At 70.6% G+C, this 23,588-nt stretch carries 21 protein-coding genes; 9 read left to right on the top strand and 12 right to left on the bottom strand.

What is annotated here, in order from left to right:
• Positions 1 to 40: 40 nt before the first annotated feature.
• The 3 genes from ACTMVF_RS13190 (at position 41) to ACTMVF_RS13180 (ending at position 2,673) form a co-directional block, all read left to right on the top strand.
• Entirely contained in the window at positions 41 to 1,048 is a 1,008-nt protein-coding gene (locus ACTMVF_RS13190) for an ABC transporter ATP-binding protein (protein ID WP_441271170.1), read from the top strand.
• Between the two features lies 1 nt (position 1,049).
• Positions 1,050 to 1,856, top strand: a complete 807-nt coding sequence (locus ACTMVF_RS13185) for an ABC-2 family transporter protein (protein ID WP_441271169.1) — start codon at positions 1,050 to 1,052, stop codon at positions 1,854 to 1,856.
• Positions 1,857 to 1,926: 70 nt separating this feature from the next.
• A complete protein-coding gene (locus tag ACTMVF_RS13180) occupies positions 1,927 to 2,673 on the top strand; it encodes an ABC transporter permease (RefSeq protein ID WP_441271354.1) in 747 nt (248 codons plus the stop codon).
• Positions 2,674 to 2,912: 239 nt separating this feature from the next.
• Here ACTMVF_RS13180 and ACTMVF_RS13175 read toward each other — a convergent pair whose 3' ends face one another.
• On the bottom strand, positions 2,913 to 3,428 hold the full coding sequence (locus ACTMVF_RS13175) for a hypothetical protein (protein WP_441271168.1): 516 nt from the start codon (positions 3,426 to 3,428) through the stop codon (positions 2,913 to 2,915).
• Positions 3,425 to 5,149, bottom strand: a complete 1,725-nt coding sequence (locus ACTMVF_RS13170) for a PHP domain-containing protein (RefSeq protein WP_441271167.1) — start codon at positions 5,147 to 5,149, stop codon at positions 3,425 to 3,427. Before ACTMVF_RS13170 ends, ACTMVF_RS13175 begins: the two co-directional genes overlap by 4 nt.
• A gap of 285 nt (positions 5,150 to 5,434) precedes the next feature.
• On the opposite strand from ACTMVF_RS13170, the gene ACTMVF_RS13165 reads away from it, so the two are divergent.
• A complete protein-coding gene (locus ACTMVF_RS13165) occupies positions 5,435 to 6,754 on the top strand; it encodes a jacalin-like lectin (RefSeq protein WP_441271166.1) in 1,320 nt (439 codons plus the stop codon).
• Positions 6,755 to 6,912: 158 nt separating this feature from the next.
• Here the strand turns inward: ACTMVF_RS13165 and ACTMVF_RS13160 are convergent, their stop codons facing one another.
• On the bottom strand, positions 6,913 to 7,830 hold the full coding sequence (locus ACTMVF_RS13160) for an aminoglycoside phosphotransferase family protein (protein WP_441271165.1): 918 nt from the start codon (positions 7,828 to 7,830) through the stop codon (positions 6,913 to 6,915).
• 293 nt (positions 7,831 to 8,123) lie between these two features.
• On the opposite strand from ACTMVF_RS13160, the gene ACTMVF_RS13155 reads away from it, so the two are divergent.
• The 3 genes from ACTMVF_RS13155 to ACTMVF_RS13145 are packed head-to-tail and all read left to right on the top strand — an operon-like array spanning position 8,124 to position 11,005.
• Positions 8,124 to 8,726: a TetR-like C-terminal domain-containing protein gene (locus tag ACTMVF_RS13155; protein WP_441271353.1), complete on the top strand. Its 603-nt coding sequence runs from the start codon at positions 8,124 to 8,126 to the stop codon at positions 8,724 to 8,726.
• Positions 8,727 to 8,786: 60 nt separating this feature from the next.
• On the top strand, positions 8,787 to 10,196 hold the full coding sequence (locus ACTMVF_RS13150) for a hypothetical protein (RefSeq protein WP_441271164.1): 1,410 nt from the start codon (positions 8,787 to 8,789) through the stop codon (positions 10,194 to 10,196).
• Between the two features lie 38 nt (positions 10,197 to 10,234).
• Positions 10,235 to 11,005, top strand: a complete 771-nt coding sequence (locus ACTMVF_RS13145) for a hypothetical protein (protein ID WP_441271163.1) — start codon at positions 10,235 to 10,237, stop codon at positions 11,003 to 11,005.
• A gap of 83 nt (positions 11,006 to 11,088) precedes the next feature.
• Here ACTMVF_RS13145 and ACTMVF_RS13140 read toward each other — a convergent pair whose 3' ends face one another.
• The 4 genes from ACTMVF_RS13140 to ACTMVF_RS13125 form a co-directional block, all read right to left on the bottom strand.
• The gene (locus ACTMVF_RS13140) at positions 11,089 to 11,961 is read right to left on the bottom strand and encodes a trypsin-like serine protease (RefSeq protein WP_441271162.1); all 873 of its coding nucleotides are present in this window, start codon (positions 11,959 to 11,961) and stop codon (positions 11,089 to 11,091) included.
• A gap of 181 nt (positions 11,962 to 12,142) precedes the next feature.
• Positions 12,143 to 12,568 carry an NUDIX hydrolase gene (locus ACTMVF_RS13135; protein WP_441271161.1) on the bottom strand — a complete coding sequence of 142 codons (426 nt, stop codon included), beginning with the start codon at positions 12,566 to 12,568 and terminating at the stop codon, positions 12,143 to 12,145.
• 73 nt (positions 12,569 to 12,641) lie between these two features.
• Positions 12,642 to 13,424 carry an isocitrate lyase/PEP mutase family protein gene (locus ACTMVF_RS13130; RefSeq protein ID WP_441271160.1) on the bottom strand — a complete coding sequence of 261 codons (783 nt, stop codon included), beginning with the start codon at positions 13,422 to 13,424 and terminating at the stop codon, positions 12,642 to 12,644.
• Positions 13,421 to 13,879 carry a hypothetical protein gene (locus ACTMVF_RS13125; protein ID WP_441271159.1) on the bottom strand — a complete coding sequence of 153 codons (459 nt, stop codon included), beginning with the start codon at positions 13,877 to 13,879 and terminating at the stop codon, positions 13,421 to 13,423. Before ACTMVF_RS13125 ends, ACTMVF_RS13130 begins: the two co-directional genes overlap by 4 nt.
• Before the next feature lie 105 nt (positions 13,880 to 13,984).
• On the opposite strand from ACTMVF_RS13125, the gene ACTMVF_RS13120 reads away from it, so the two are divergent.
• Complete coding sequence (locus ACTMVF_RS13120) at positions 13,985 to 15,397, top strand: hypothetical protein (protein WP_441271158.1); 1,413 nt, start codon at positions 13,985 to 13,987, stop codon at positions 15,395 to 15,397.
• Between the two features lie 19 nt (positions 15,398 to 15,416).
• On the opposite strand, the gene ACTMVF_RS13115 is transcribed toward ACTMVF_RS13120, so the two are convergent.
• The 3 genes from ACTMVF_RS13115 to ACTMVF_RS13105 all read right to left on the bottom strand — a co-directional run bounded on the left by ACTMVF_RS13115 (position 15,417) and on the right by ACTMVF_RS13105 (position 19,030).
• Positions 15,417 to 16,070, bottom strand: a complete 654-nt coding sequence (locus ACTMVF_RS13115) for a DUF7691 family protein (RefSeq protein ID WP_441271157.1) — start codon at positions 16,068 to 16,070, stop codon at positions 15,417 to 15,419.
• Between the two features lie 44 nt (positions 16,071 to 16,114).
• On the bottom strand, positions 16,115 to 17,908 hold the full coding sequence (locus ACTMVF_RS13110; protein ID WP_441271156.1) for a DUF2264 domain-containing protein: 1,794 nt from the start codon (positions 17,906 to 17,908) through the stop codon (positions 16,115 to 16,117).
• Positions 17,909 to 17,977: 69 nt separating this feature from the next.
• Entirely contained in the window at positions 17,978 to 19,030 is a 1,053-nt protein-coding gene (locus tag ACTMVF_RS13105; RefSeq protein WP_441271155.1) for a rhamnogalacturonan acetylesterase, read from the bottom strand.
• 201 nt (positions 19,031 to 19,231) lie between these two features.
• Between ACTMVF_RS13105 and ACTMVF_RS13100 the strand changes: the two genes are divergently transcribed.
• Positions 19,232 to 20,896, top strand: a complete 1,665-nt coding sequence (locus ACTMVF_RS13100) for a rhamnogalacturonan lyase B N-terminal domain-containing protein (RefSeq protein ID WP_441271154.1) — start codon at positions 19,232 to 19,234, stop codon at positions 20,894 to 20,896.
• A gap of 7 nt (positions 20,897 to 20,903) precedes the next feature.
• Here the strand turns inward: ACTMVF_RS13100 and ACTMVF_RS13095 are convergent, their stop codons facing one another.
• Positions 20,904 to 22,316, bottom strand: a complete 1,413-nt coding sequence (locus ACTMVF_RS13095) for an RICIN domain-containing protein (RefSeq protein WP_441271153.1) — start codon at positions 22,314 to 22,316, stop codon at positions 20,904 to 20,906.
• Position 22,317: 1 nt separating this feature from the next.
• On the bottom strand, positions 22,318 to 23,463 hold the full coding sequence (locus tag ACTMVF_RS13090; RefSeq protein ID WP_441271152.1) for a glycoside hydrolase family 43 protein: 1,146 nt from the start codon (positions 23,461 to 23,463) through the stop codon (positions 22,318 to 22,320).
• Between the last annotated feature and the right edge of the window lie 125 nt (positions 23,464 to 23,588).

The raw sequence follows: 23,588 nt of genomic DNA, 5'->3' as shown, positions 1-23,588 counted from the left end.
CGGCCGCAATTTGCTTTCATGACAAGGGAGTTGATGTCCATTGAGTGGCGCCATCGAGGTTCGCGGTCTCTCCCGAACCTTCCACACCACCGTCCGCCGCCCCGGTTTCGCGGGCGCGCTGCGCTCTCTGGTCAATCCACAGAAGGTCGCCAAGCACGCCGTCTTCGATGTGACCTTCTCCGTCGCCGCCGGTGAACTCCTCGCCCTGCTGGGCCCGAACGGCGCCGGCAAGTCCACCACCATCAAGATGCTCACCGGCATCCTCACCCCCACCTCCGGCGAGGCCCGGGTCGCGGGCGTGGTGCCGTACGAGGAACGTGAGCGCAACGCCCGTAACATCGGCACGGTGTTCGGGCAGCGCACCCAGCTGTGGTGGGACCTCCCGGTGCGCGAGTCGTTCGCGATCCTGCGCGACATCTACGAGGTGCCGAAAGTCGAACACACGGCCCGACTGAAGGAGTTCGACGAGCTCCTCGACCTCTCCTCCTTCTGGGACACCCGGGTCCGCCACCTCTCCCTCGGCCAGCGCGTACGCTCCGACCTGGCCGCCGCCCTGCTGCACGACCCGCCGGTGGTCTTCCTCGACGAACCGACCATCGGCATGGACGTGGTGGTGAAGGAGCAGGTGCGCGAGTTCCTGCGGCACCAGGTGGAGGAGCGCGGCCGTACGGTCCTGCTCACCACCCATGACATGACGGAGGTCGAGCGGCTCGCCGAGCGGGTCGTGCTGATCAACCACGGGCGGCTGGTCCTGGACGGCACCCTCGACGAGATCCGCCGCAAGTTCGGCTCGACCTGGCAGGTGCGGGTGACGCTCGCCGACCCGCACACCGAGGTCGGCTCCCTGCCGGGCATCGCGCTGCTGCGGCACGACGGCCCCCAGGCGGTCTTCGGCCCCGACGGCCCCGACGCACCGACCGTGCACCAGGCGCTGAAGCAGGTCATCGAGCGGTACGAGGTGACGGACCTGGCCCTCGACGAGGCGGACCTCGAGGACGTGATGCGGGCCGCGTACGTGCATGCCGAGTCCGTCGCAGAAGGAGCCTGAGATGGCCGCCGTACTGCACGGCTGGCGCGCCGCCCGCGTCACCCCCCTCGGCGAGCTGCACACGCCGCCCCGGATGACCGCCGTCCTGCTCCGGCTGACCGTCCAGGTGGTCCTGGTGGCGTCGCTGTGGCGCGGCCTGTACGCGCAGACCGGCACCACCGCCGGCCTGAGCCGCGAGCAGGCGGTCACGTACGCCGTCATGGCCGTACTCGCCTCGCGGCTACGGGAGTTGGACCAGTCGGCGAGCCGGGACACCGTGCTGCAGCACATGCACTTCGGCACGATCGTCTACTGGTACCTGCGCCCGCTGCCGCCCCAGCGCTACTACGCCGTGCGCGCCCTCGGCGAGCAGCTCTACGGGCTGGCATGGGCGCTGGCCGGATACCTGGTCTGCCTGGCCGCCGGAGTCGTCGAGCCCCCCGAGTCCGCGGCCGTGGCGGGGGTGTTCGTGGTGAGCATGCTGCTCGGCCAGTGGGTCCTGTACTACGTGATGCTCGTCCTGGACCAGCTGTGCTTCTTCACCATCCGCAACAACTCCGCGATGCTGATCCTGATCTTCGCGCAGAACCTGCTGTCCGGGGTGTACGCCCCGCTGTGGTTCTTCCCGGACTGGTTCATCACGCTGAGCGGCTTCCTGCCGTTCCAGGCGACGCTGAGCGTGCCGCTGTCGATCTATGTCGGCCGTATCGAACTGGCCGACGCGGGCGCGCAGTTGGCCATTCAGGCCGCCTGGGTGGTGGTGCTGGCGTTGTTCACCCGGTGGGTGTGGCGGCGGGCCGCGCGGCGCGTGATCTCGCAGGGAGGCTGATGTGTCGGTGAAGGCTGTGAAGTCCGTGCGCATCGTGTGGCGCATCACGCTGCTCAACATCCGTGCCGCGATGGAGTACCGCACCGAGTTCCTGCTGAACATCGCGATCGGCGCGATCTGGCAGGTGTCGGTGATCGTGTTCGCGACGGTGCTGCTGGCGCGGTTCACCGGGATGGGCGGCTGGGACAGTTCGGACGTGCTGCTGATCCCGGCGATCCGGATGCTCGCGCACGGGTTGTTCGTGCTCCTGCTGGGGCGTGTGCACTTCATCGGCCGGCAGATCCAGGAGGGGAAGATCGACGTCTATCTCCTCCGCCCGATGCCGGTGCACCGCCAGGTCCAGCTCGCCTACTTCCCGACCAACGCGATCGGCGACCTCACGGTCGCGGCGGGCCTGATGGTGGGCGCGCTCAGCCGCAGCGACCTGGACTGGACGGCGGGCCGGGTGTCGTACCTGATCGCCGCGATCGTCGGCGGGATGCTGCTGGAGGCGGCCCTGTTCACGGTGGTGGCGAGTGCCTGCCTGCGCTTCCCGGCCGCGGACTACTGGAGCCGCTGGCTGGAGGAGTTGCTCGGCACGTTCGGCAGCTACCCGCTCAACGTCCTCCCGCGAGCGGTGGGCGGCTTCCTGACGTACGCCCTTCCGCTCGCGTTCGTCGCCTACCTCCCGACGGCCGTCCTGACCGGCCACGACCACGACATCGGGGTGCCGTACTGGCTGGCGGCGGCGTCTCCGCTGCTCGGGATCGCCGGGTATCTGGCGGCGCGACTGGTGTGGCGCTGGAGCCTGAGGCACTACACGGGGGTGAACGGATGACGGGGACGGCGGTCCCCTCCGACTTGCGTCCCCGGCTCGCGTCAGCCTGATGTGAGGACCTCAGGAAGGATGTCCGTCTGCCCGAGTCCGCGAAACGCCATCTTCGTCCGGCATCGGATGTGGTCCCCCAGCTCACCCGGATGCCGGTGCGTACGGGAGTTGCGGCTCGCCCGGGGCGGGATCCGGAGACGGGCCCTTCCCCGCCCACACCGGCCTCGATCCGGCTCCCGCCACAGCCCTCAGTGGTCCGCACAGCACGGCGTCGGATCCGGCACCTCGAAGGGGACGAGCGTGCCGCCCACGGCCGGCATGGCGGTCAGGACGAGTTCGCCGTTCTGCCATTGCGGGCGGACGTGATCCCAGGTCACCAGCTGTGCATCCGGGGTGGGTCGGCCGCGCGGCCGGCCCAGGACCGTCACTCGGTCGATCGCGGAACGCGACAGCACCTCCGCGATCATCAGCGTGCCGGTGAGGGAGGCGACCCCCGGATAGATGACCGCCCGGCCCACCGCGTCCGGCGACCCGTGCGACACCTCGTATCCCCGGGCGGTGAGCCGCTCCTGGGCGGTACGCAGGAGCGGCTCGGACGGGAAGGTGAGCGAGAGGGCCACGTGTGGGCGCTCTCCCCGCACCAAGTGGGTGCAGCCGAACGTGCCCTCGGGGAGGGCGAGTTCGGCCGCCAGGGTGTGGAGCAGGTGGTCGGCCGCGCGGAGGTCCCGGACGTCCGCGTCCACGGTCAGGACGTACGGCGTCACGAGGGCAGGACCCACACCGGGTTGGAGTAGAACCACAGGTCGCGCCACGGGTCGGCGTCGCCGACGACGTCGATGGCCGGACCTGCCGGATCGACGGCGGCGCCCATCGGGCCGACGGCGCCGCGGTTGCCGTCGGTGCCGCGCAGGCGGACGTAGACGGGGTGGTCGACCTTGCCGAGGTCGTAGGTGAGGCGGACGGTGCCGGTGGACTTGTTCACCTCGTACGACTTGACCACCTTGGCCGTCGGCGCGGTGAAGGTGTCCTTGTCGGCGACCGGGCCGGTCACATCGCCCTGGATGACGTCCACGCGGGCCAACTTCGGGACGAATCCAGCCCAGTTGGGGCCTCCGGCTGGCGCCACGTCAACGGTAAGCGTGACGTTCGTGCCCTTCCTGACGTGCAGGGCGCCACCGAGCGTGGCCCAGCGGCGGCCGCCGGTCACACGGACGTCGAGGGCGCTGATCAGCTGGCCGTGGTCGACCCAGACGCGGCCCGCACGGATGCCGTCCATCACGGCGGCGTAGGAGAAGCCGTCGGCGCCGACGTGCGTCCGGCTGTACTGGCCGGGCCAGTAGTCGCCCTCGGTGAGGTCGATCCTGCCGCTGTAGACGGGGTCCGTGTGCTTGCCGTTGGCCAGGTAGTCGCTGTCCGGGCCGCCGCGCTTCGCGGTGTCCGTGTGGACGTTGTGGGAGTCGGAGTTGGCGGTGATCCACCAGGGCTTGCCCTCGGCGAGGAGGCTGTCCCACAGGCCGCCGACGGTGGCGGTCATCCAGTCGAAGCCGCCCCAGGTGCGGTAGCTCTCCAGGGGGTAACCGGCGAAGGAGTTGGCGCTCGGGCTGCCGTCGTAGAGACCGCGGGCGCGGCCCATGCCGACGGACTTCTCGATGCCGGCGGCCTGGTGGCCGGGCGCGCCCTCCATGCCGACGGCTATCCGGTGGCGCGCGGACGTGGCGTCGCGCCAGGCGCGGATCTCGTGCGGCGAGTCGATGCCCTTGCGCGCCGGATGGTTGGCGAGCATCAGGATGTCCTTGACCTTGCGCCGCCGGACCTGCTCCGCAAGGAAGTTGAGGCCCGCGATGGCGAGGGCCTCGTTGGCGGGCGTGGAGTCGGTCGCCTTCTTCACGCCGCCGTCGTAGTCGGTCTCGAACTGCTTGAGGACGGAGACCTCGTTCTTGCCGGGGTGCACGAAGACCGTGCCGTGTTCGGCTGCCGGGATGTTCCACTCCAGACCCTGGAAGACGAGAGTGTCCTCGTACGCGTCCCGGGCTTCTCTGATGTCCGGGTTGACCTTCTCCACACCGATCTTGGCGTGCGTCTCGTTGCCGTGGTCGGTGATGACCAGCCAGTCCATGCCGTGCCTGGCGCCCTGGCGGACCTGGTCGACGACGCGGTACTTGCCGTCGTTGCTGTACTGGGTGTGGATGTGGTGGTCGCCGGCCAGCCACAGGAAGCCGTTCGTCCTACGGCCCCCGGCGGCACCGCCGGTCGCGGAGGCGGCGGCCGGGGTCGGGGCGAGGACGCCCGCAGCCGTCAGCCCGGCGCCGAGCAGACCCGCACGGCGCAGCAGCGTCCGGCGCGACTGCTGCTCGGGCGTCAGGGCCTCGTCGGGGACGGAGGTGTCGAAGGCGGCGGGCAGGGGGCCGGATGCCGCCGCGTCGTGCGCGTGGTCGTGCCCGTGTCCGTGATGGTGGTGATGGCCGTGCGCGTGCCCGTGTCCCATGAACGCCTCCCTTGCCGCTGCCTTCTGCGACTGCCTTCTACGACCGCCGTCTGCGGCTGCCTCCTGCAGCGCCGCTGCGCCGCCTGTGAAGGATCAAGGCGAAACATGAACGTTGAAGGATCAGCGAGTGGCCGCCGGGTTCCCCGGACACGACGGAACGCCACGCCTCTCACTGTTTCCCCAACGCCCCTTGTACGTCACCCTGGTTGACACGGAATCTGAACAGCGCTCACCTTCAGTGCTCAGCGTCTAGCCCGTCTGTCACCCCCCGGAGACACCCCCACCATGAGAAGACTCCTCGGCACCCTCGCTGCCGCCACCCTGGCCCTCACCGGCCTCACCGCCACCACCGCGACGCCCGCCGCGGCCGCCACCACCGGCTCCTTCAACGTCCTCACGTACAACGTCGCGGGACTCCCGGAGGGCCTGAGCTCCGGCCACCCGGAGAAGAACACCCCGTTGATCTCCCCGCGCCTCGGGGCGTACGACATCGTCAACGTGCAGGAGGACTTCAACTACCACGCGGCCCTGTACGCGGGCGACAACCACCCGTACCGCACCGCGACCAGCGGCGGCGTGCCCTTCGGCGACGGCCTCAACACCCTCTCGGACCACCCCTTCGAGGACTTCGAGCGGGTGAAGTGGAACAAGTGCACCGGCACCAACTGCCTCACCCCGAAGGGCTTCTCGCTGGCGCGCGTACGGCTCGCCGAGGGCGTCTTCGTGGACCTCTACAACGTCCACGCCAACGCCGACGACACGGCCGACGCCCTGGCCGCCCGCCGCGCCAACATCGAGCAGCTGTCGGACTTCATCCAGACGAACTCGTCCGGCAACGCCGTCATCGTCATGGGTGACACCAACACCCGGTACACCCGCAGCGGCGACAACATCCGCACCCTCGCCGACGAGAACGGCCTGACGGACGCGTGGGTACAGCTGGCCAAGGGCGGCGTCCGGCCGACGCAGGGCGCGGACGCGCTGGTGTGCCCGACGACGGCTCCGCCGAACGGCTGCGAGGTCGTCGACAAGGTCCTCTACCGCGGCAGCAGGCTCCTGACGCTCGACGCCACCCGCTACAACAACGAGTGGGCGTCGTTCCTGGACTCCGCGGGCGGCAACCTGTCCGACCACTTCCCGCACACGGTCGACTTCTCCTACACCCTCAACTCCGGCCTGAAGGCGAGCGACTTCTTCGGCGGCCCGCACGGCACGGCCTTCAACGACGCGGACAACCTGCCGACGTCGGTGTCCCCGCGCACCCTGACCCTGCGCGGCAGCTCCCGCCTGGACGCGGTGGCCCTGACGCACGACGGCGGCACGGCCCTCACCCACGGCGGCACGGGCGGCACGGCGACGTCCCTGACGCTGGCCTCCGGCGAGCACCTCACCGCCGTAAAGCTGACGCAGGGTCGGAAGGACGGCCGTACGCGGATCTTCTCGGCGTCGTTCACGACGGACAAGGGCCGGACGCTGTCCGCCGGGACGGCGGCATCGGACAGCAAGACCTTCACGGCACCCGCCGGTTGGCAGATCGTCGGGTTCACGGGTCGGTCGGGTGACGAGATCGACAAGCTGGGCGTGCTGTACGCGCCGATCGGCTGACGGGCCAGTGCGAGGCCGCCCGCCCCCGCAGCCGTACGTGGGGGTGGGCGGCACGGCACAATGTCAACGGCCCCTGTCCGACCGGCCCTTGTCCGTCTGCTCGTCGGTTCGTGACACTGCCCGACGCTGACCCGCCTCGCGCCGGTGCAGGCACCCGCTTAACCGCCGGCCGCCGCGGTGAGGCGTCGCAGTGCGGCCTGGGCGGGTGGGCCCCAGCCGGCCTTGCCTCCGGGCCGGCCCCGGACACCCGCCTCGCCGATGAGGATGCCGCCGAGCGCCTGCCGCACGGCCCAGCCGCGGGCGCGGCGCAGGGTCGCGGTGTCCGGAGCCGGCTGGTAGGCGGCGTGGAAGCGGTCGGCGGCGCCGTCCGGCAGCAATGACCAGGAGGCGGCGAGATCGCAGGCCGGATCGCCCGCGAAGAGGTCGCCGAAGTCGATCACGCCGCAGAAAGTGCCGTCCGCGGTGAGGACGTTGGCCGGATGCAGGTCGCCGTGGAGCCACAGAGCCGGACCCGCCCACTCGGGTGCGGCGACGGCGTCCTCCCAGACCGCGCGGACGGCATCCGGGTCGGCGATCAGCCCCAACTCGATCGCGGAGTCCAGTCCCTTGGCGAATCCCTCGGCGTGGTCGGCCAGCGGCCCCCCGCGGTCACGGCCGACGGGCGCCCCGTCGGGTGCGGGCCGGTGAAGAGCCGTCAGAAAGGCCGCCAGGGCGTCGGCCGCCTCCGCGCCGCGGGTGACGGGCGCCCGGTCGGCGGGCGAGCCCGGTACCCAGGTGGTGACGATCCAGGGCCGCGGAAACCGCTCGGAGGGCTCGCCGAGGCGCTGCGGGACGGGGACCGGCAGCGGCAGGTGCGGGGCGAGGGCGGGGAGGAAGGCGTATTCCTTGCGCAGCAACGCGTCCGCGGACCGCGTCGCCCAGGGCAACCGGACGGCGAGGTCGTCGCCGAGCCGCCACAGCTGGTTGTCCCACCCGCGCGCCCCGAGCCGCACGGGGCGGTCGGCGAGGTCGGGGTGCTGGTCCTGCAGCAGGTCCCGGACCAACTCCGCGGTGATCTCGATCTCTGTGTGGGTCATGCGGCGCAACGGTAGTCAGTCGGCCTCAGCGCGTCCCGATCGGCACCCGCTCACTCGCTCCGCAACACTGTCGGGGCCGTCGCGGAGTTCGCCGTGGTAGCTGATGGGCCTCTCGCGCGGGGCCAGGGACGTCGGCGTGGGCCAGTGGGCTGCGACCACAGGGGCGTCGTTCTGCATGAACGGAAGTTGCTCTTGGAAGACCGACCTCCCTGACCTCACTAGGATGTCTCCTAGGGGCTCCAGGGACCCTCGGGGCCTTGGGCCAGGTCACATATCCGGAGGTCAGCCAGCCCATGGCCCGCGCAGGACTCACCGCCGACCGACTCGCCGCGGCCGCGGCCGACCTCGCCGACGAGGTCGGGTTCGAGAAGGTCAGCCTGTCCGCGCTGGCCCGGCACTTCGGGGTGAAGGACGCGAGCCTGTACTCGCATGTCAAGAATCTCCAGGACCTGCGTACGCGGGTCGCGTTGCTGGCCGGCGGCGAGATGATCGACCGGATCGCCACCGCCGTCGCCGGACGCGCCGGCAAGGACGCGCTCGCCGCCTTCGCGGACGCCTACCGGGAGTACGCGCTCCAGCACCCGGGCCGATACGCCGCCACCCACATCCAGATCGACCAGGCCCTCGTCGCCGACTCCCCCGCCATGCGCCGCACCGCCGAGATCACCTACGGCATGCTCCGCGCCTACGGCCTCGATGAACCGGACCTCACCGACGCCGTGCGCCTGCTGCGCAGCACCTTCCACGGCTACTGCGCCCTGGAGTCCACCGGCGCGTTCGGCGCCCCCCGGGCCGTCCAGGAGTCCTGGGAGCGCGCCGTCGACGCCCTGCACGTGGCGCTCGTGAACTGGCCGCGGCACGAGCGCGACCGACGGCCGCCCCAGTCGTCACCCTGACCACTTAGACTGGAAGCTTCGCGGAGGTCACACGTCGCGCCACGGGGGAGGGAGTGCGTCTTGTCCCAACAGCAGCTCGGACGCGGCCCCCTGAGGTCCCGGCAGACCCGTCCCGCGCCTCCCGCTCCGGACGGGGAAACCCCGGACAGCTCGCCCCCGGCGCGTTTCGTCGGCTGGCTCGGTGGCCTCGGGTGTGTGGCCGCCGGGTACGGCGTGTTCCAGTTCCTGTTCAGTGTGCTGCCCGGCTCCCTCGAAGGTTCGGCCGCCCGCTATCTGATCGCCGGCATCAGCGGACTCGGCACCTCGGTCGCGGCCTGGCTGGCGGCGGCGCTGCTGCGAGCCCGGGCGGCGGCCGGCGAGCGAGCACCGGGCGCCGCCGTGGGGCCCGCCGCCATGGCGCCGGGGGCGCCCGGCCCGCTCCCCCGGGCCTTCGCCTCAGCCTACGAGTCCCTCATCGACCAGGTGTCCGTCGTGGACGACCCGGAGCTCGGGCGGCTCACCGGCTGGCCGCACTCCCTCGGTGAGGTCTCGCCCTCACGCCCCACCCCCGTCGGCACCGCGTACGGCCTGCACATCATGCTCGACCTCGGCGTACCCGACGGACGGCTGAGCACCGGCGACCTGGTGGACACGCTGTGGCGGCTGCGGCTGCCGGACGGCGGCTGGTCGGCGCGCTCGCAGGGGTCCGAGCCACGTCCGGAGGTCACCGCGCTGGTGCTGGGCGCGCTCGCCCGGGCGGGTGCGTCCGCCGAGCGGCTGGCCGCCGAGGTGGACCGGTGCACCAGCGGGTTCACCCGGCAACTCGACCGCGCCGGGCGGGAGTCGACCCATGTCGTGACGACCGTGCTGCGCGGGCTGCTGCGTGCCGTGCCCCGCTCCGAGGTCCTGCCGGTGCTGCGCGAGGCCCTCGCGGACGGCGCGATCAGCGACCCGCGCCGCGATCATCTGCGCTGCTGGGGCTACCGCCTCGACCCCCCGCACGGCTGGCCGTCACCGCTGCACACCGCGCAGGCGGTCGTCGCCCTCGACCGGGCCGCCCGGGTCCTCGGCGAGAACGCCGGTGTGCGCGCCGCCCGCGAGGACGGCGTCCGCTGGCTGCTGACCTGCCCCGAGGCGTCGCACGACGCCTGCGCGGACCTGAGGAACCTGCACGAGGAGGTACGCCGGCCGCGCACGGACGACCCATCGCGCCACGAGGTCCTGAACGTACGGCACTTCACCGCCTCCTGGGTGGCGCGCGCCCTGCTCTCGCCGGGCGCCGTGGAGATCGCCCGCGCCGACGGACTGGAGGAGCAGTGGCGGGTACGGCTGGACGGGGCCGTCGCCGCGGTGTGGGCGGGCCAGACGGACGGCGTCTGGTTCTGGGGGCGGGGCGACAGCACCGAACTGCGGCGGCCCATGTGGATGACCTACCAAGGTCTTTCGACGCTGCGCGCGCATGCCGTATGGATGTATCAGCCGAGGGGCTGAACTCGAAGGTCACGTGCGGGTCGTTGGAGGATGGGTGCATGGGCGGTCGGCAGGTCCTGGCGACGCGAAGGCTGCTGGCCGAGGCACTGGACGGTGAACGAGCCGAGCAAGAGCTGGCGTCCGCCGCCCGCTCCGTCGTCGCCGAACTCGGCTCCCCCGACCGGCTGCTGGAGCTGATCGCCGAACTCTCCTCCGGCGAGGGCGATCCGGCGGGCTGCGCGCGACTGTCGTACCGCCATGTCCTCGGCTTCGACAAGCTGCTGCTGATCGACGGCGGCCCGCGCCACATGCTGCGCGCGCATGTGTGGCATCCGGGCGCGGGCGGGATCGGCGAGGAGGACATCCACAACCACCGTTCGCCACTGGCCTCTTATGTCGTACGGGGCCGGCTGGCCATGGAGCTGTACGAGGTCTGCGGCGAGAGCGGCGATGACGCCGATGACGGTGTCGGTGGTGTCGGTGGTGTCGGTGGTGTCGCGGCGGCCCGGTACGAGGAGTCGCTGGCGGAAGGGTCGGCGGACTGGGTGCTGCGGCCGGCCGGTGCTGCGCGGCTGCGGCTGACGCATGTGGGCCAGTACGCGGCGGGCAGCTCGTACGCCCTGCCGGCGCACACCCTGCACCGGGCCTGGTGCGACACGGACGCGCCGACGGTGACGTTGTTCCTGGAGACGGGCGCGGGGCGGCGGCGCCACACCGATGTGTTCACGGCGGCGGGCCCGCATCCGGGGGCGGTGGAGAAGGTTCCGTTGAATGTGCGGGACTACTTGGGTGCGTTGAGCGACCTGGCGGAACGGCTCAGGGCCGTGTGACGGCTCACGGCACCCGAGCACGCGGTGACCCCGGCCGCCCGTCGGCTTCGGCGCCGGGCGGCCGGGGCCGGGGTCGGCAGGGGCTACGGGAGTTTGACGAACGGCGACAGGAAGGCGCGGGCGGCCGGTGTGTCCAGGCGGTACGTCACGTTCGTCGCGTAACACGGGCTGTCGCCGGTGATCGTGGTGGCGGCCAAGACGTTCCTGCCGCCGATCACCGCGAAGTTGGGGCCGCCGGAGTCGCCGTAGCAGGCACCGCCGTTGCCCTGCGGCGCGGTCATCGCCAGGCGTGCCCAGGAGTTGTTGAGGGCGTCGAAGGTGACGGGCGCCTTCATCCGGACGCCGCCGCCGGGGTGGGTGTGTCCGCCGGGGCCGTTGACGGCCTCCTGGGTGCCGTATCCGGCGACGAACCAGTCCGTGGCGTTCAGGCCCTGCGGTCCGAGCGCGCCGAGTTGGTTCGCGGTGGGCAGGGTGGCCGGGGTGAAGGTCCAGCGGGCCTTGACCAACGCGCCGGGCAGTTCGATCACCGAGATGTCATGGGTGTCGGACGCGGGCCCCGGGTAGTCGGGGTGACTGTGGGCGGTGCCCTGGACGGCGACGGACCTCGCCTGGGCGGCCGGGTCGCCGGGGTACTTCTTGGCGGCGGCGTCGAGGCCGGCCTGCACGTCCTGGTCCAACGAGACGTAGAACTTCACGTTGTCCGGCCAGTCGGTGGTGCAGTGCGCGGCGGTCAGGAAGGTGTCCGCGTCGATCATGGTGCCGGAGCAGACCCAGTCGACCCGGTCCGGGGTCGCGGGGTCGCCGTCGTTGTCCCAGGTGGCCACGAGCGCGCCGACCTCGGTGCGTTCGGGGGCGGGCGTCGCGTTGTACGAGTTGATGGCCGAGGACGGCAGCGCCGTGGCGAGCACGGCCGCACAGGCCGCCGCGGTGACGGCGGAGGCGCGTATCGCTGACAAAAGAACTGACCCTTCTGCAGGTGAGATCGGGTGTTCTCCTGTGGGGGGGTGCGCCAAGTGAAACGCCTGGGGGCGGCTGCGACAAGAGCGTGCTCGCTCCCGCAGGGTTTTCCCTATGCGTTCCCTGTGTGATCGGCTCGCCGTGCGGAAGTGCCCGAAGTCGCCTAGTGGCCCCGGTGGCTCAGGACTCGGTGAAGGCCTGGCGCACGATGTCGAGGTTGTACGCGTCGATCTCCACGCAGGTCAGCTCGGACCGGCCGAGCCAGCGCGCGTCCTGATCCGGCTCGGGGAGGGTGACGCTCGCGGACAACGGCCTGACCAGGAAGTTGTCCTGCCAGTTCTTGATCTCGTGCCCCCGGTAGTCGCTGAGGAAGGACGACTCGCCGACCTTGCGGACGATCTCGCCGAGGAGTCCGGTCTCTTCCTTCAGCTCCCGCAGGGCGCCGTCCTCGGGACTCTCACCCGGCTCCAGCTTCCCGCAGGGGACACCCCACACCCGAGGCAGGAACCGCTCCTTCTCGCTGCGGCGCACCAGAAGCACCCGCTGCTTGTCGTCCATCACGACGGCGGCCGCCAGTCGCCTGTCGCCGGGGATGTCCATGGTCATGGTTCCTCGGTCCCTCGCCGGTGATGAGTCCAAAGGGTCTGATACCCGGGAAAGAGTCAACGCTAACAGGAACCTACGGTCCGTCGCTGTGAGTCAGGTCGCCCCGGCGGCTGAGCGAGTCCACTTCGTCGTACGACGGGGTGGCCCCCCGCGGCGTGCGACCCGCCCTGATGTCCGCAGCCGCCTCAACCGCCGCGCCCAGCGCCCGCCGGTAGAGCAGCGAGCCGAGGCTGACGCGCCGGACGCCGAGGTCGGCGAGGTGAGGGACGGTGGGGCCGGTCGGGGCGTAGAGGATGTTGAGGGGGACGTGGAGGCGCTCGACCAGGGCGGCGATGCCCGCGGGGTCGGTGAGTCCGGGGACGAACACACCGTCCGCCCCGGCCCGTTGGTAGGCGACGACACGGGCCGTCGTCTCTTCGCCGTCGCCGTCGCCCAGCCAGTAGGTGTCCGTGCGGGCGTTGACGAAGAGGTCCGGTGCCGCCGACTTGACGGCCGCGATCTTCGCGGCGTGCAGCGCGACGGAGCCCAGGTGGTCCTCCAGGTTGATGCCGACGGCTCCGACGCACGCCAGTTCCCGGGCGAACTCCGCCACCACGTCGGGGTCCTCGCTGTATCCGTCCTCCGCGTCGACGGAGAGCAGGTACGGCTCCGAGCCGAGGGCCAGGGCGAGCCGGAGGGTCTCGTCGCGGGTCGCCGACGCCCCGTCGGCCAGGCCGGCGGCCGCAGCCACGCCGAGGCTCGTCGTCCCGATCGCCCGGAAGCCCTGGGCGGCGAGGGCCGTCGCGGAGGCGTGGTCCCAGGCGTTGGGGAGGAGGAGGGGCTCGTCTCCCCGGTGGAGGTCGGCGAACACACTCACGACAGATCGCCCACGGCATCGGCGTAATACGTCGATTCCCCGAGGTGCCGGGCGAGTTCGCGGAAGCACCAGCCCTCGCCGGGCGAGTGGTCGAGCTGGTCGTCGCTCAGGGCGTCGAGTCGGTTCGCCCAGATGCGGGCGAGGCGGGTCAGCCGGCTGCGGGCCTCCTCCAGGTCCTTGGCGGTGAAGGGGGCGAGGTCCGCCTCGGTGGTGAGGGCGGAGGCGTGCCAGTGGTCGGGCAGGGGCTCCTCGACCGCGAGCCGGGCTTCCAGTTCGGCGAGGTGGTCGATCAGGTGGTCGGCGACACGGCGGATCGCCTTGTGCGGGGTGTAGACGCGATCGTCGACGTGCTTGGGCGCACCGTCCCAGTTCGGCCAGGTCGCGGCCACGGTGAGGACGTGGTCGACCATGGCGATGACGGGTGTGGAGGGGGCCCGACGGGCGGTTTCGGTCATGCTCCGCACGCTAGGCGCCGGTCGTTTCGGTACCGGCCGAAGTGATCCGGACCACACTCTGTGAAACTTCAGCAACCTCGCCGGCTCGGGCGGCGACCGGGGTACATGACTTCCGCAAGACGCACCACGGCCGTGTCCGCGTCCGGCGCGCCCGGCCATCGCCGCGCGCACGCCGCCCGCAGGCCCCTGATCGCCGGCCTCGCCGCCACCGCCGCGTTGGTCGGGGCCTGGTACGCCACCGCCGGCGCCGCCACGACCACGGCCCCCGCTCTCACCCCGACGACCACCGCGGTGAATCTGCCGGCCAAGTTCCCCTACCTGTCGGCCGGTTACAACAACACCCGCGAGTGGACCCGCACGGCGACGGCGGTGGCCCCGAACGGCACCCTGCGGGTGGCCTGGCCCGCCTCGGACGGCATCCACGTCACGCCGCTGACCGCCGCCGGCAAGCGCTCGGGCGCGGACACGATCGTCAAGGGCGCCAAGGAGGTCGGCGGCCTGGTCGCGCACAACGACGGCTTCGCGCTGCTGACCAGGGTCGCCGACACCAACAAGTGGAAGGAGACGGCGGCCGCACTGATCCGCTACACGAACGGCGAGCAGACCTTCCGCACCAAGCTGACCGGCACCTCCTCCAACGACACGTCCCCGACCCTCGACGGCCAGCTCACCTGGAACGGCACCAAGTACGGCGCCTACTTCGTCGTGCACGGTGCGGGCGGCTTCGCCGACGGGCACTTCGGCGACAAGCTGTCGTACGTCGGCGCCAAGGGGGCCAAGCTCAGCGGTGGCTGGAGCTGGGGGTGCAGCCACAACGAGGGCATCGCCCTCGCCGCCGAGAAGACGGGTGCCTTCACCTCCCTCTGCTTCGACGACTGGCGCTCGGGACTGTTCGTGTCGACGGGGATCGGCGCACCCGACAACGCCCCGGTCGTGCAGCGCGAACAGTGCTGGGCGGGCTACTGCGGCGGCACGTTCCCGGGCCGTACCGGTGACCTCGTGAAGTCGGCCACCGGTCGCTACGCCACCGCCTTCGCCTCCCGCGGCGCCGCGTCGGCCAAGAAGAACCCCGATGACTCCAGCGGACGCGGCTGGACGGTCACGCCCAAGACCAGCACCCACCAGGTGGCCGTCGCCTTCCTCAAGAACCGCAACGCCCCCGCGGGCAAGGCGATCCAGCTGTCGAACACCAAGGGCGTCGAGCACGTCAACGTCCGCATCGCCCCGTACGGCAAGGACCGCCTGCTGCTTTCCTGGGAGTCCCTGAAGAACGCCAAGTGCGCGAACGGCACCTGCACCGGCACCTTCGCGGGCACGTCCTTCCGGCTCATCGACTGGAACGGCAAGTTCCAGAGCGCCACGAAGGTCGTCGGCACCCGGATCACCGGCGACATCGCGGTCCAGAAGGACGGCACGCTGGCGTGGGCGTACGTCCCGGTCACGCCGTCGTACGCGTCGCCGCTCACCGGTGCCTCCCCCACCTCCACGACACTGCGGATCGCGCGCCTCAAGCCCTGAAGCCCTGAGCGGCGCCAGGTCAGCCCGTAATGGAGAAGAAGATCGTGTCCTGGGTGTACCAGTCGATGTTCTTCGTCGCGTACTCCCACTCGGTGTGCTCGAACTCGAGCTTGTCGATGATCTCCTGGACGTCGTACCGGAAGTCCGCGTCCATCCGGTCCAGCACGGCGCGGTAGGCGTCGGCGGCCGGCTTGGCCTTGGCCAAGGGGAACATGCCTATGTGCGGGCCATCCACGGGATACGGGATGTGAAAGGGGATCTCCTGCGGTGGACCGGCGAACAGGTGGTCGTGCAGCAGCAGATCCCCGCTCACGTCCAGGCGGCGCAGTTCGTCGTCGAGCAGGCCGAAGAAGGTCGACGGCTTGGAGTACACGCCCAGGTCGGACGGGTCGGACGCATTGCAGTCGATGATGTGCTGGAGGGCGCGGTAGTAGGCGCCGGCCGCGTACTCCGCGTCCGAACTCGCGTGACCGGCCACCAGGTGCTCGAGCGCGTCGGGGATGGACAGGCCCCAGTCGATGCCCTGGTGGTCGAGGTCGAGTTGGCTCTTCCTCGCCCTCTCGCGCATCATGCCGAGAATGCGCTCCTGGTCGGCGGTGAGCTTCCCGGCGGCTCCGAGAAACCCCAGGACGTCGGCTTTGTCAGCGGTGCTGTACGAGATGATCCGGCTCATGATCACCATGCTGCCAGCCACCACTGACAATCGCCCCGGCAGCCTCAGCAGGGTGTGACAGCCACCCCGTTCTCATCCAGCCGGACCCGCACCTCGCGCCCCGCGCTCCAGCGGACGCGGATCTCGCCCGTCTCCGCCACCTGTACGGACACCAGCTCCTGAAGCGGCACGGGGTCCGGCTCGGCGGTGAGGCGGGCGAGGGCGACGAACACAGTGGGGCCGTCCCCCGTCACTCCTGTCAGTCCCGGCAAATCCGTCTCAGCCGTCTCAGCCGTCTGAGCCGTCTGAGCCGTCCGAGTCGTCTGAGTCGTCTGAGTCGTCGAACCCATCGATCCCGTCCGCTCGGAGTGGCTCAACAGGCCGGATACGGGTACGAGTTCCGCCTCGACGCCCTCCCCCGCCGCCCACCCCGTCACCCGCACCGCCGTCCCGGCAGCCGCGCCCACGACGCGATGGATACGGACCTCCACCGCGCCCTCGGCCAGCACCACACTGCTCACCCGGATCCCGTCGCCGACCGAGTGCCGGGAGGCCGCCCAGCCCTCCCCCACCCCCAGCGGCACGATGTCGGTACGGCTCGGATCGTCGCCGACGATCACACTGTTGTCGTACGACGACGAGGGCGCCGTGACCGTCGAGTAGGCGAGGCGCGTGTAGTACGGGTCGTAGCGGACGTCCTCGCTGCCGTGGTTGTGGAGGCGGACCAGGCCGTCCGAACTCGTCGACTGGAGCAGCCAGTTGGGGGCGGCGATCGCCGTGAGCGCGTTCGCACGCTCGGACGGGGCGGGTTCCTCCGTCGCCGTCCAGACCTCGTGGTCCGGCGGCAGGAGCAGGCCGAGGAAGGCCTTGCTCGCCCAGTACGGGGACGCCGGGCCCGAATAGCCTTGCAGGACCGTCTCGTCGGGGCCGTGCCAGCCGAGGGTCAGCAGACCGTCCGCGTTCACCGCACCCCGCTCCAGGAAGTACTTCAGCGCGCCGGAGGCCAGCCGCCTGGTCTCCCCCGGCGTGAGGGGCGTACGGCCCGTCAGGGCGCCGAGCCAGAGCGGGGCCGTGGTCGCGAAACGGTAGGTCAGGGAGCGGCCCTGGTGCATGGGGGCGCCGTCGGCACCGAACAGGCGGGCGTAGTCCTCCAGGTGACGGGCGAGCCGGCCGCCGTACAGCTCCAGCAGCCGTTCGTCCTGCGCCAGCCAGGCGTGCAGCACCGGGTACAGGTGCATCGCCCAGCCGTTGTAGTAGTCGAACTTCCGGCCGTCGCCGTCCGTGTACCAGCCGCCGCCGACGTACCAGTCCTCGATGCGCTCCAGGCCGCGGTCGATCGCCTTGCGGGACTCCTCCGCCTCGTATCCGATCTCCTGGAGGAAGCCGCCCACCGTCACCGGGAACAACTCCCAGTTGCAGGGCCAGGCTTCGGCCGTCACCGCGTCCCCGAGCCAGGCCGCCGCCCGCTGCCGTACCCCCTCGTCCAGCCGGTCCCACAGCAACGGCCGCGTCAGCCGCAGCGCGAGGGCGATCGACGCCGCCTCGACCAGGGGCTGGCTGCGGTCCTCGATGCGGGGCCAGACCCTCGATACGCCGGCCGCGAGTCCGTCGGCGTAGCGCTCCAACGCCGTCTCGTCCCGGCGGAAGGCCGCCAGGAGCAGGGTACGGGCGTAGCCCTCCAGGCCGTCGGAGAGGTGGCCCGACCAGCTCGCTCGGTCGCCCGGGAAGTGGTACAGGGCGCGGTCCTCGGTGGCGTACGGCTCGACCGCGGCGAGCAGTGCGTCGGCGGCCGCCTTCCAGTGGGCGCGGGTGTAGCCGGTGTGCGGGCTGCGGGTGCGGTCGTCGGGGGGCAGGTGCATCGGATCTCTTTCTCGCCGGCTCGGTTCAGACCTGGGGCGCCCCGGTTCCGGTCGAGGCGCCCCAGGGGCTCATCCCACCCGCACCTTGCCCTCCGGCACCAGATGCTGGGCTACGAGTTCCTCGCGGACCAGGTTCGCGTACACCGTGGCGCCGTGCACCGAGGTGTGGGTGTTGTCCCGCTTCTCGTTGTAGAGGTACAGCGCCTTGGAGGCCTCCACGCCCAGGGACTCCACCAGCGCCTTCGTCTTCGCCGTCAGGTCGATCAGCGGGACGTCCTCGGCGGCGGCGACCGAGCGGATGACCGCGGGGTGGTCCACGCCCAGGCCGTTCACGAGCAGGGCCGTGTTGTTGTTCAGCGTGCCGTCGGCGCTGAACCAGCGGCGCACGATCGGGGTGACGAGGACCGGCTCGCCGCCCTTCTCGCGCACGCCCGCCACCAGGGCCTCCAGATTCGCCCGGTAGGTCGCCTCGTCGGTCGTCTTGTCGTTGTGGGCGAGCTGGATCAGGACCAGGTCGCCGGGGCGGATCCGTGGCTGGACGGTGGCCCAGAGGCGCGAGTCGGCGAGATAGGTGACCGTGCTCTCGCCGGAGTCGGCGTAGTTGGCGACGGACACGCCCTTGCGGAGGTACTGCGGCAGCTGCTGGCCCCAGCCGGAGTAGGGGTCGCCGGGCTGGTCGCAGACCGTGGAGTCGCCGACGAGGAAGATCTGGCGGGCGTGCCGGGCCGGGGTGACCTTGATGTCGGCGAGGGCGGGCGCCGAGCCGCCGAGCAGCAGGTCCAGGCCGGGAGTGCCTTCGGGGCCCGTCGGCTCGCCCTCGGGCGTGCGGACGTTCACGGTGAAGCTGCGGGCGACGCGCTCACCCGCCGGGGCGGCCGTCTCGGGGAGCAGGGAGCGGCGGGTCTCACCGGTGACGCTGGTGCTCGACGCGGCCTCGCCGCCGAGGAGGACCCGCACGTCGTACGTGCCGGGCGGAACCTCGAAGTGGCAGGCCCCGGCGGTGCAGTTCTCGATGCCGAGGGGACGCTGAGCGCCGTACGCCTGGGCCGGTACGGCCGACAGGACCGACAGGCCGGTGCTCAGCGTCACCGCCGCCAGGACGGCACGGTTGAAACGTCTCATTCGTCGGCTCCTCCACGGACGACAAGGCCTGGCGCTGGACCGTACCCGTTTCTGCAAGCGCTTTCTAGACCTCAGGTCGATTTCACATGACTGCCAACTTCTCCGCGACGAAAGCCCTTTCGCGAAATCGATTCAACTGTCACCCTCGCTCTCACCCGCACCACCCCCACACCTCGAACGCACCTCGAAGGAGGCACCCCCATGTCCGGATCCACCAACAGACCGGTCCGACGCCGCACCTTCGTGCTCGGCACCGCGGCCGCGGCAGGCACGGCCGCACTGAGCGGCACCGCTTCCGCCGCCGCCTTCGGCTGGAGCGACGACGGCTCGCACTACGTCGTCGACACCGGCGCCAACCTCGTCTTCAAGGTCAGCAAGTCCAACGGCGACCTGACCTCGCTGGTCTACCGCGGCACGGAGTACCAGGGCTACGGCGGCATGAACTCGCACATCGAGTCCGGCCTCGGCACCTCCACCGTGTCGATCCGGCAGTCGGGTTCGACGATCCTGATCTCGGTGGCGTACGGCACGCTGCGGCACTACTACGCGGCCCGCAGCGGCGAGAACAACATCTACCTGTGGACCAACAAGGCCGACACGTCGGTCTCCGCGACCCGGTACATCCTGCGCGTGAAGAAGGGCCTCTTCCTCAACGACGAGCCCGACTCCTACACCTACGCGCCCACCACCATCGAGGCCTCGGACGTCTTCGCGAAGTCCGACGGCCAGACCCGCTCGAAGCACTACTCGAAGCTGCGGGTGATGGACTACAACTACGTCGGCTGGTCCAGCGGCGGCGTCGGCCTGTGGATCGTGCGCAGCAACCACGAGAAGGCGTCCGGCGGCCCCTTCTACCGCTCTCTCCTGCGCCACCAGAGCGCGGACGGCGGCGGCCTGTACGAGATCCTGTACTACGGCCAGAACCAGACCGAGGCCCAGCGCTTCGGCCTCCAGGGGCCGTACGTCATCGCCTTCACGGACGGCGGGGCGCCCTCGTCGTCGCTGTTCCCGGGCACGCTCACCACGTCGTGGGCGGACTCGCTCGGCATGTCCGGGTACGTCGGCGCGAGCGGGCGCGGCCGGGTGGCCGGGGTCGGGATGTCCGGGCGGAACACGGCGCACGCGTACACGGTCGGGCTCGCCAACTCGGCCGCGCAGTACTGGGGTTCGGCGCGGTCGTCGGACGGCTACTTCTCGATCGGGGGTGTGCTGCCGGGGACGTACACGCTGACCGTCTTCAAGGGCGAACTCGCCGTGTACACCACCTCGGTGTCGGTCACCGCGGGCGGCACGACCACCCTCAACACCATCGCGATCCCGTCCTCGAACGACCCGAGCAACGCCACGGCGATCTGGCGGATCGGCGACTGGAACGGCACGCCGAGCGGGTTCAAGAACGCCGACCTGATGACGTACGCGCACCCCTCCGACGTCCGGGCCGCCTCGTGGACCGGCAACGTGGTCATCGGCAACAACGAGACGGCGTCCTTCCCCTGCTACCTCTGGAAGGACGTCAACAGCGGGATCCTGGTGTACTTCCGGCTGACGGCGGCCCAGGCGGCGGCCGCGCACACGCTGCGGATCGGGGTGACGACGGCGTACGCCAACGGCCGGCCCCAGGTGTCGGTCAACGGCGCCTGGACGTCCGCCATCCCCTCCCCGCCCACCCAGCCGGACACCCGGTCGCTGACCAACGGTTCGTACCGGGGCAACAACCACACGTTCACGTACAGCGTGCCGGCGTCCGCCTGGCAGACGGACACCAGCCAGTACAACGTGCTGAAGATCGACGTGGTGAGCGGTTCGGGGCTGACGGGCTATCTCAGCGCGGGCACGGCGATCGACGCGATCGACCTGCTCGCCTGAGGGCATCTCATGTTCCGCGTGTCCACTGCTGGTTCGTGCCTCCGTTGCACGTGTACGTGATGATCGCGGCGGAGTTGGCGGTGGACGCGCCGTTCACGTCCAGGCACTTGCCGGTCGCACGGGACTTGACGTTCACGTAGGAACCGGTGGTGGTGAGCGACCACTGCTGGCTGGTCGAGGAGGCGTTGCAGTTCTCCTGCGTCACCGTGTTCGCGTTCTCCTGCACGCACAGCGAGCTGTTCCTGACCATCAGCTGGTAGTAGCCGCTGCCCACCGACTTGAACCAGTGCTTCTGGTTGTTGCCGCCGTTGCAGTCGTACTGCTTGAGCTGGGCGCCCTGCCACAGCGACTGGCTGGTGACGTCGGCGCACCTGGACGAGTGCCGGGCGATCAGTGTGTTGTACGTGGCGCTCGTGCCGCTGACCGAGCCGGTGGCCGTGTCGATGGTGACCTCCGGGGACCAGGACATGGACATCGAGGTCGAGGAGGGGAAGGTCAGCGGCAGCCAGACATAGCGGGAGTCGTTGACGGTGCCGCCGAAGGAGTTGCCCCAGCGGTCGCCCAGGTAGAGGTACGAGGTGGTCGAAGTGCCCTGTACCGGGAGGACGTACGCGGTCTGCGAGCCGTAGGTCGTGGCGTCGCCGATGTTCGCCATGGCCGTCCAGGGACCCGCGATGTTGGTGGCCGTGGCGTACTGCTGCTGGTTGGGGTTCCAGCCGGTCGCGCCCGACGTCAGCATGAAGTAGACGCCGTTCCGCTTGAACAGGGCGGGGGCCTCGCGGTGGCCGCCGTGCCAGGGGTCGGCGACCAGGGCGGCGATGCCCGTGTAGTCGCTGGTCAGGCGGTAGATGTGCAGGTCGTAGTTCTCGCGGGCGGCGGAGGCCATGTAGCCGGTGCCGTCGGTGTCGACGAAGACCGTGATGTCACGGGACATGTGCTGGCCGAGGGGGCGGAAGCTGCCCTGCCAGGTGTAGTTGCCGTCCACGGTGTCGGAGACGGCGACGGCGGCGCGGGCCTCGCTGTAGTCGGTGCCGTTCTCCTTGTGCATCCACATGACGAACTTGCCGGTGGAGGCGTTGTACATGACCTTCGGGCGCTCGATGTTGGCGGTGGCCAGCTCCGAGGCGCTCGACTGGGTCAGGACGTGGTTCCTGAACTCCCAGTTCTTCAGGTCGGTGGAGCGGTAGGAGTCCACGTACCGGAAGGTGTTGTCGGCGTTGCGGTGCTCGCCGAACCAGTAGTAGTAGGTGCCGACCTTGATGACCCCGCCGCCGTGCGCGTGCACGGGGTTGCCCGAGGGGTCGGTGAACTGGGTGCCGTTGGTGACGGTCCGGGGTGCAGCTTGGGCCGGTGCTGCGGTGGCCAGGGCGCCGGCCAGGGCCAGACAGAGGGCGAGCAGAACCGCGTACGCACGTCTCATCTCACGCACTCTCCTTCACGGTCGCGGCAGCCGGCTCGGCGGTCGTGCCCGTCGCCGTGTCGGCCACGGGTATGCCGAAGTTCGGGGTGCCGTCGGGGTTCCAGCCGAGTTTCTGGATGCGGGTGTGGCGGTTGGGGTCGTTCAGCGGGTCGCCGACGATCTCCTTGTACTGGCGGGCGTGGTAGACGAGGACGTCACTGCGGCCGTCCTCGGCGACGGTGAAGCAGTTGTGGCCCGGGCCGTACTGCTGGGTGGTGTCGTTGCTGGTGAAGACCGGGGTGGGGGACTTGGACCAGCTGGCCGGGTCCATCAGGTTGGCGTCCGCGTCGATGGTCAGCATGCCCACGCAGTAGTGGTGGTCGGTGGCGGAGGCCGAGTAGGTGAGGAAGATCCGGCCGTTGCGCTTGAGGGCGTAGGGGCCTTCATTCACCTTGAAGCCGATGCACTCCCAGTCGAACTCCGGTGTCGACAGGCGCACCTGAGGTCCCGTCAGGGTCCATGGGTTCGCCATCTCGGAGAGGAACAGACCGGTGTTGTTGTCCATCCCGGGTTCGTGCTGCGCCCAGCACAGGTAGCGGGTACCACGGTGGGTGAAGGTGGTGGCGTCGAGGGAGAAGGTCTCCCAGGCCGTCTTGACCTGGCCCTTCTCCACCCAGGTGCCCTTGAAGGGGTTGGGGTGGGAGTTCTCCAGGACCCAGATGCGGATCTTCCACACGTCCTCGGCGGGCGCGGCGGCGAAGTAGATGTACCACTTGCCGCCGATGCGGTGCATCTCCGGCGCCCAGATGTGGGCGCCCATGTCGCCGGTGGTGTGGGCCCGCCAGATGACCGACTCGGCGGCCGTGGTCAGCCCGTTCAGGGTGCGGGAGCGGCGCAGGATGATGCGGTCGTACTCGGGGGCGGTGGCCGTGAAGTAGTAGAAGCCGTCGGTGTGCCGGTGGATGTGCGGGTCGGCGCGCTGCTGGACCAGGGGGTTCACGTAGGGGGCCGCCTTCGGGGATGCGGCAGGGGCTGCGGCGGCGTCGACGCCGGGGACGGCAGCGGCGGCGGTCAGGGCGCCGGCGGCTGCGGCGCCCTTCAGCAGCAGTCTGCGGCTGGGGGATTGGGGGGATCGGAGTGCTTGGGGCAGGTCGTCTGCGCGGCTCATGCGGACTGCCTCTCGGGGCTCTGAGGGGGGAACTGGTTCGAAATAGCGGACAGCATCTGCCATACCGAACGCCGAAAAGGTAGAGGTGTGCAACCAGGAGGTCAACGGGTTCGACGTGACGGAGA

The sequence above is a fragment of the Streptomyces sp. SD31 genome, assembly GCF_052068475.1.
Taxonomy (GTDB): Bacteria; Actinomycetota; Actinomycetes; order Streptomycetales; family Streptomycetaceae; genus Streptomyces.
The sequence above is the reverse complement of the archived record's forward strand: the minus strand, read 5'-3'. Positions and strand labels throughout refer to the sequence as shown.

Bases quoted from the DNA above. Each gene is read 5' to 3' on its own strand.
- ACTMVF_RS13110 (WP_441271156.1), bottom strand. From the start codon at position 17,908: ATGCACCTGCCCCCCGACGACCGCACCCGCAGCCCGCACACCGGCTAC.
- ACTMVF_RS13145 (WP_441271163.1), top strand. From the start codon at position 10,235: ATGGGCGGTCGGCAGGTCCTGGCGACGCGAAGGCTGCTGGCCGAGGCA.
- ACTMVF_RS13155 (WP_441271353.1), top strand. From the start codon at position 8,124: ATGGCCCGCGCAGGACTCACCGCCGACCGACTCGCCGCGGCCGCGGCC.
- ACTMVF_RS13160 (WP_441271165.1), bottom strand. From the start codon at position 7,830: ATGACCCACACAGAGATCGAGATCACCGCGGAGTTGGTCCGGGACCTG.
- ACTMVF_RS13125 (WP_441271159.1), bottom strand. From the start codon at position 13,879: ATGACCGAAACCGCCCGTCGGGCCCCCTCCACACCCGTCATCGCCATG.
- ACTMVF_RS13095 (WP_441271153.1), bottom strand. From the start codon at position 22,316: ATGAGACGTGCGTACGCGGTTCTGCTCGCCCTCTGTCTGGCCCTGGCC.
- ACTMVF_RS13185 (WP_441271169.1), top strand. From the start codon at position 1,050: ATGGCCGCCGTACTGCACGGCTGGCGCGCCGCCCGCGTCACCCCCCTC.
- ACTMVF_RS13180 (WP_441271354.1), top strand. From the start codon at position 1,927: ATGGAGTACCGCACCGAGTTCCTGCTGAACATCGCGATCGGCGCGATC.
- ACTMVF_RS13090 (WP_441271152.1), bottom strand. From the start codon at position 23,463: ATGAGCCGCGCAGACGACCTGCCCCAAGCACTCCGATCCCCCCAATCC.
- ACTMVF_RS13100 (WP_441271154.1), top strand. From the start codon at position 19,232: ATGTCCGGATCCACCAACAGACCGGTCCGACGCCGCACCTTCGTGCTC.
- ACTMVF_RS13120 (WP_441271158.1), top strand. From the start codon at position 13,985: ATGACTTCCGCAAGACGCACCACGGCCGTGTCCGCGTCCGGCGCGCCC.
- ACTMVF_RS13135 (WP_441271161.1), bottom strand. From the start codon at position 12,568: ATGACCATGGACATCCCCGGCGACAGGCGACTGGCGGCCGCCGTCGTG.
- ACTMVF_RS13115 (WP_441271157.1), bottom strand. From the start codon at position 16,070: ATGAGCCGGATCATCTCGTACAGCACCGCTGACAAAGCCGACGTCCTG.
- ACTMVF_RS13105 (WP_441271155.1), bottom strand. From the start codon at position 19,030: ATGAGACGTTTCAACCGTGCCGTCCTGGCGGCGGTGACGCTGAGCACC.
- ACTMVF_RS13165 (WP_441271166.1), top strand. From the start codon at position 5,435: ATGAGAAGACTCCTCGGCACCCTCGCTGCCGCCACCCTGGCCCTCACC.
- ACTMVF_RS13170 (WP_441271167.1), bottom strand. From the start codon at position 5,149: ATGGGACACGGGCACGCGCACGGCCATCACCACCATCACGGACACGGG.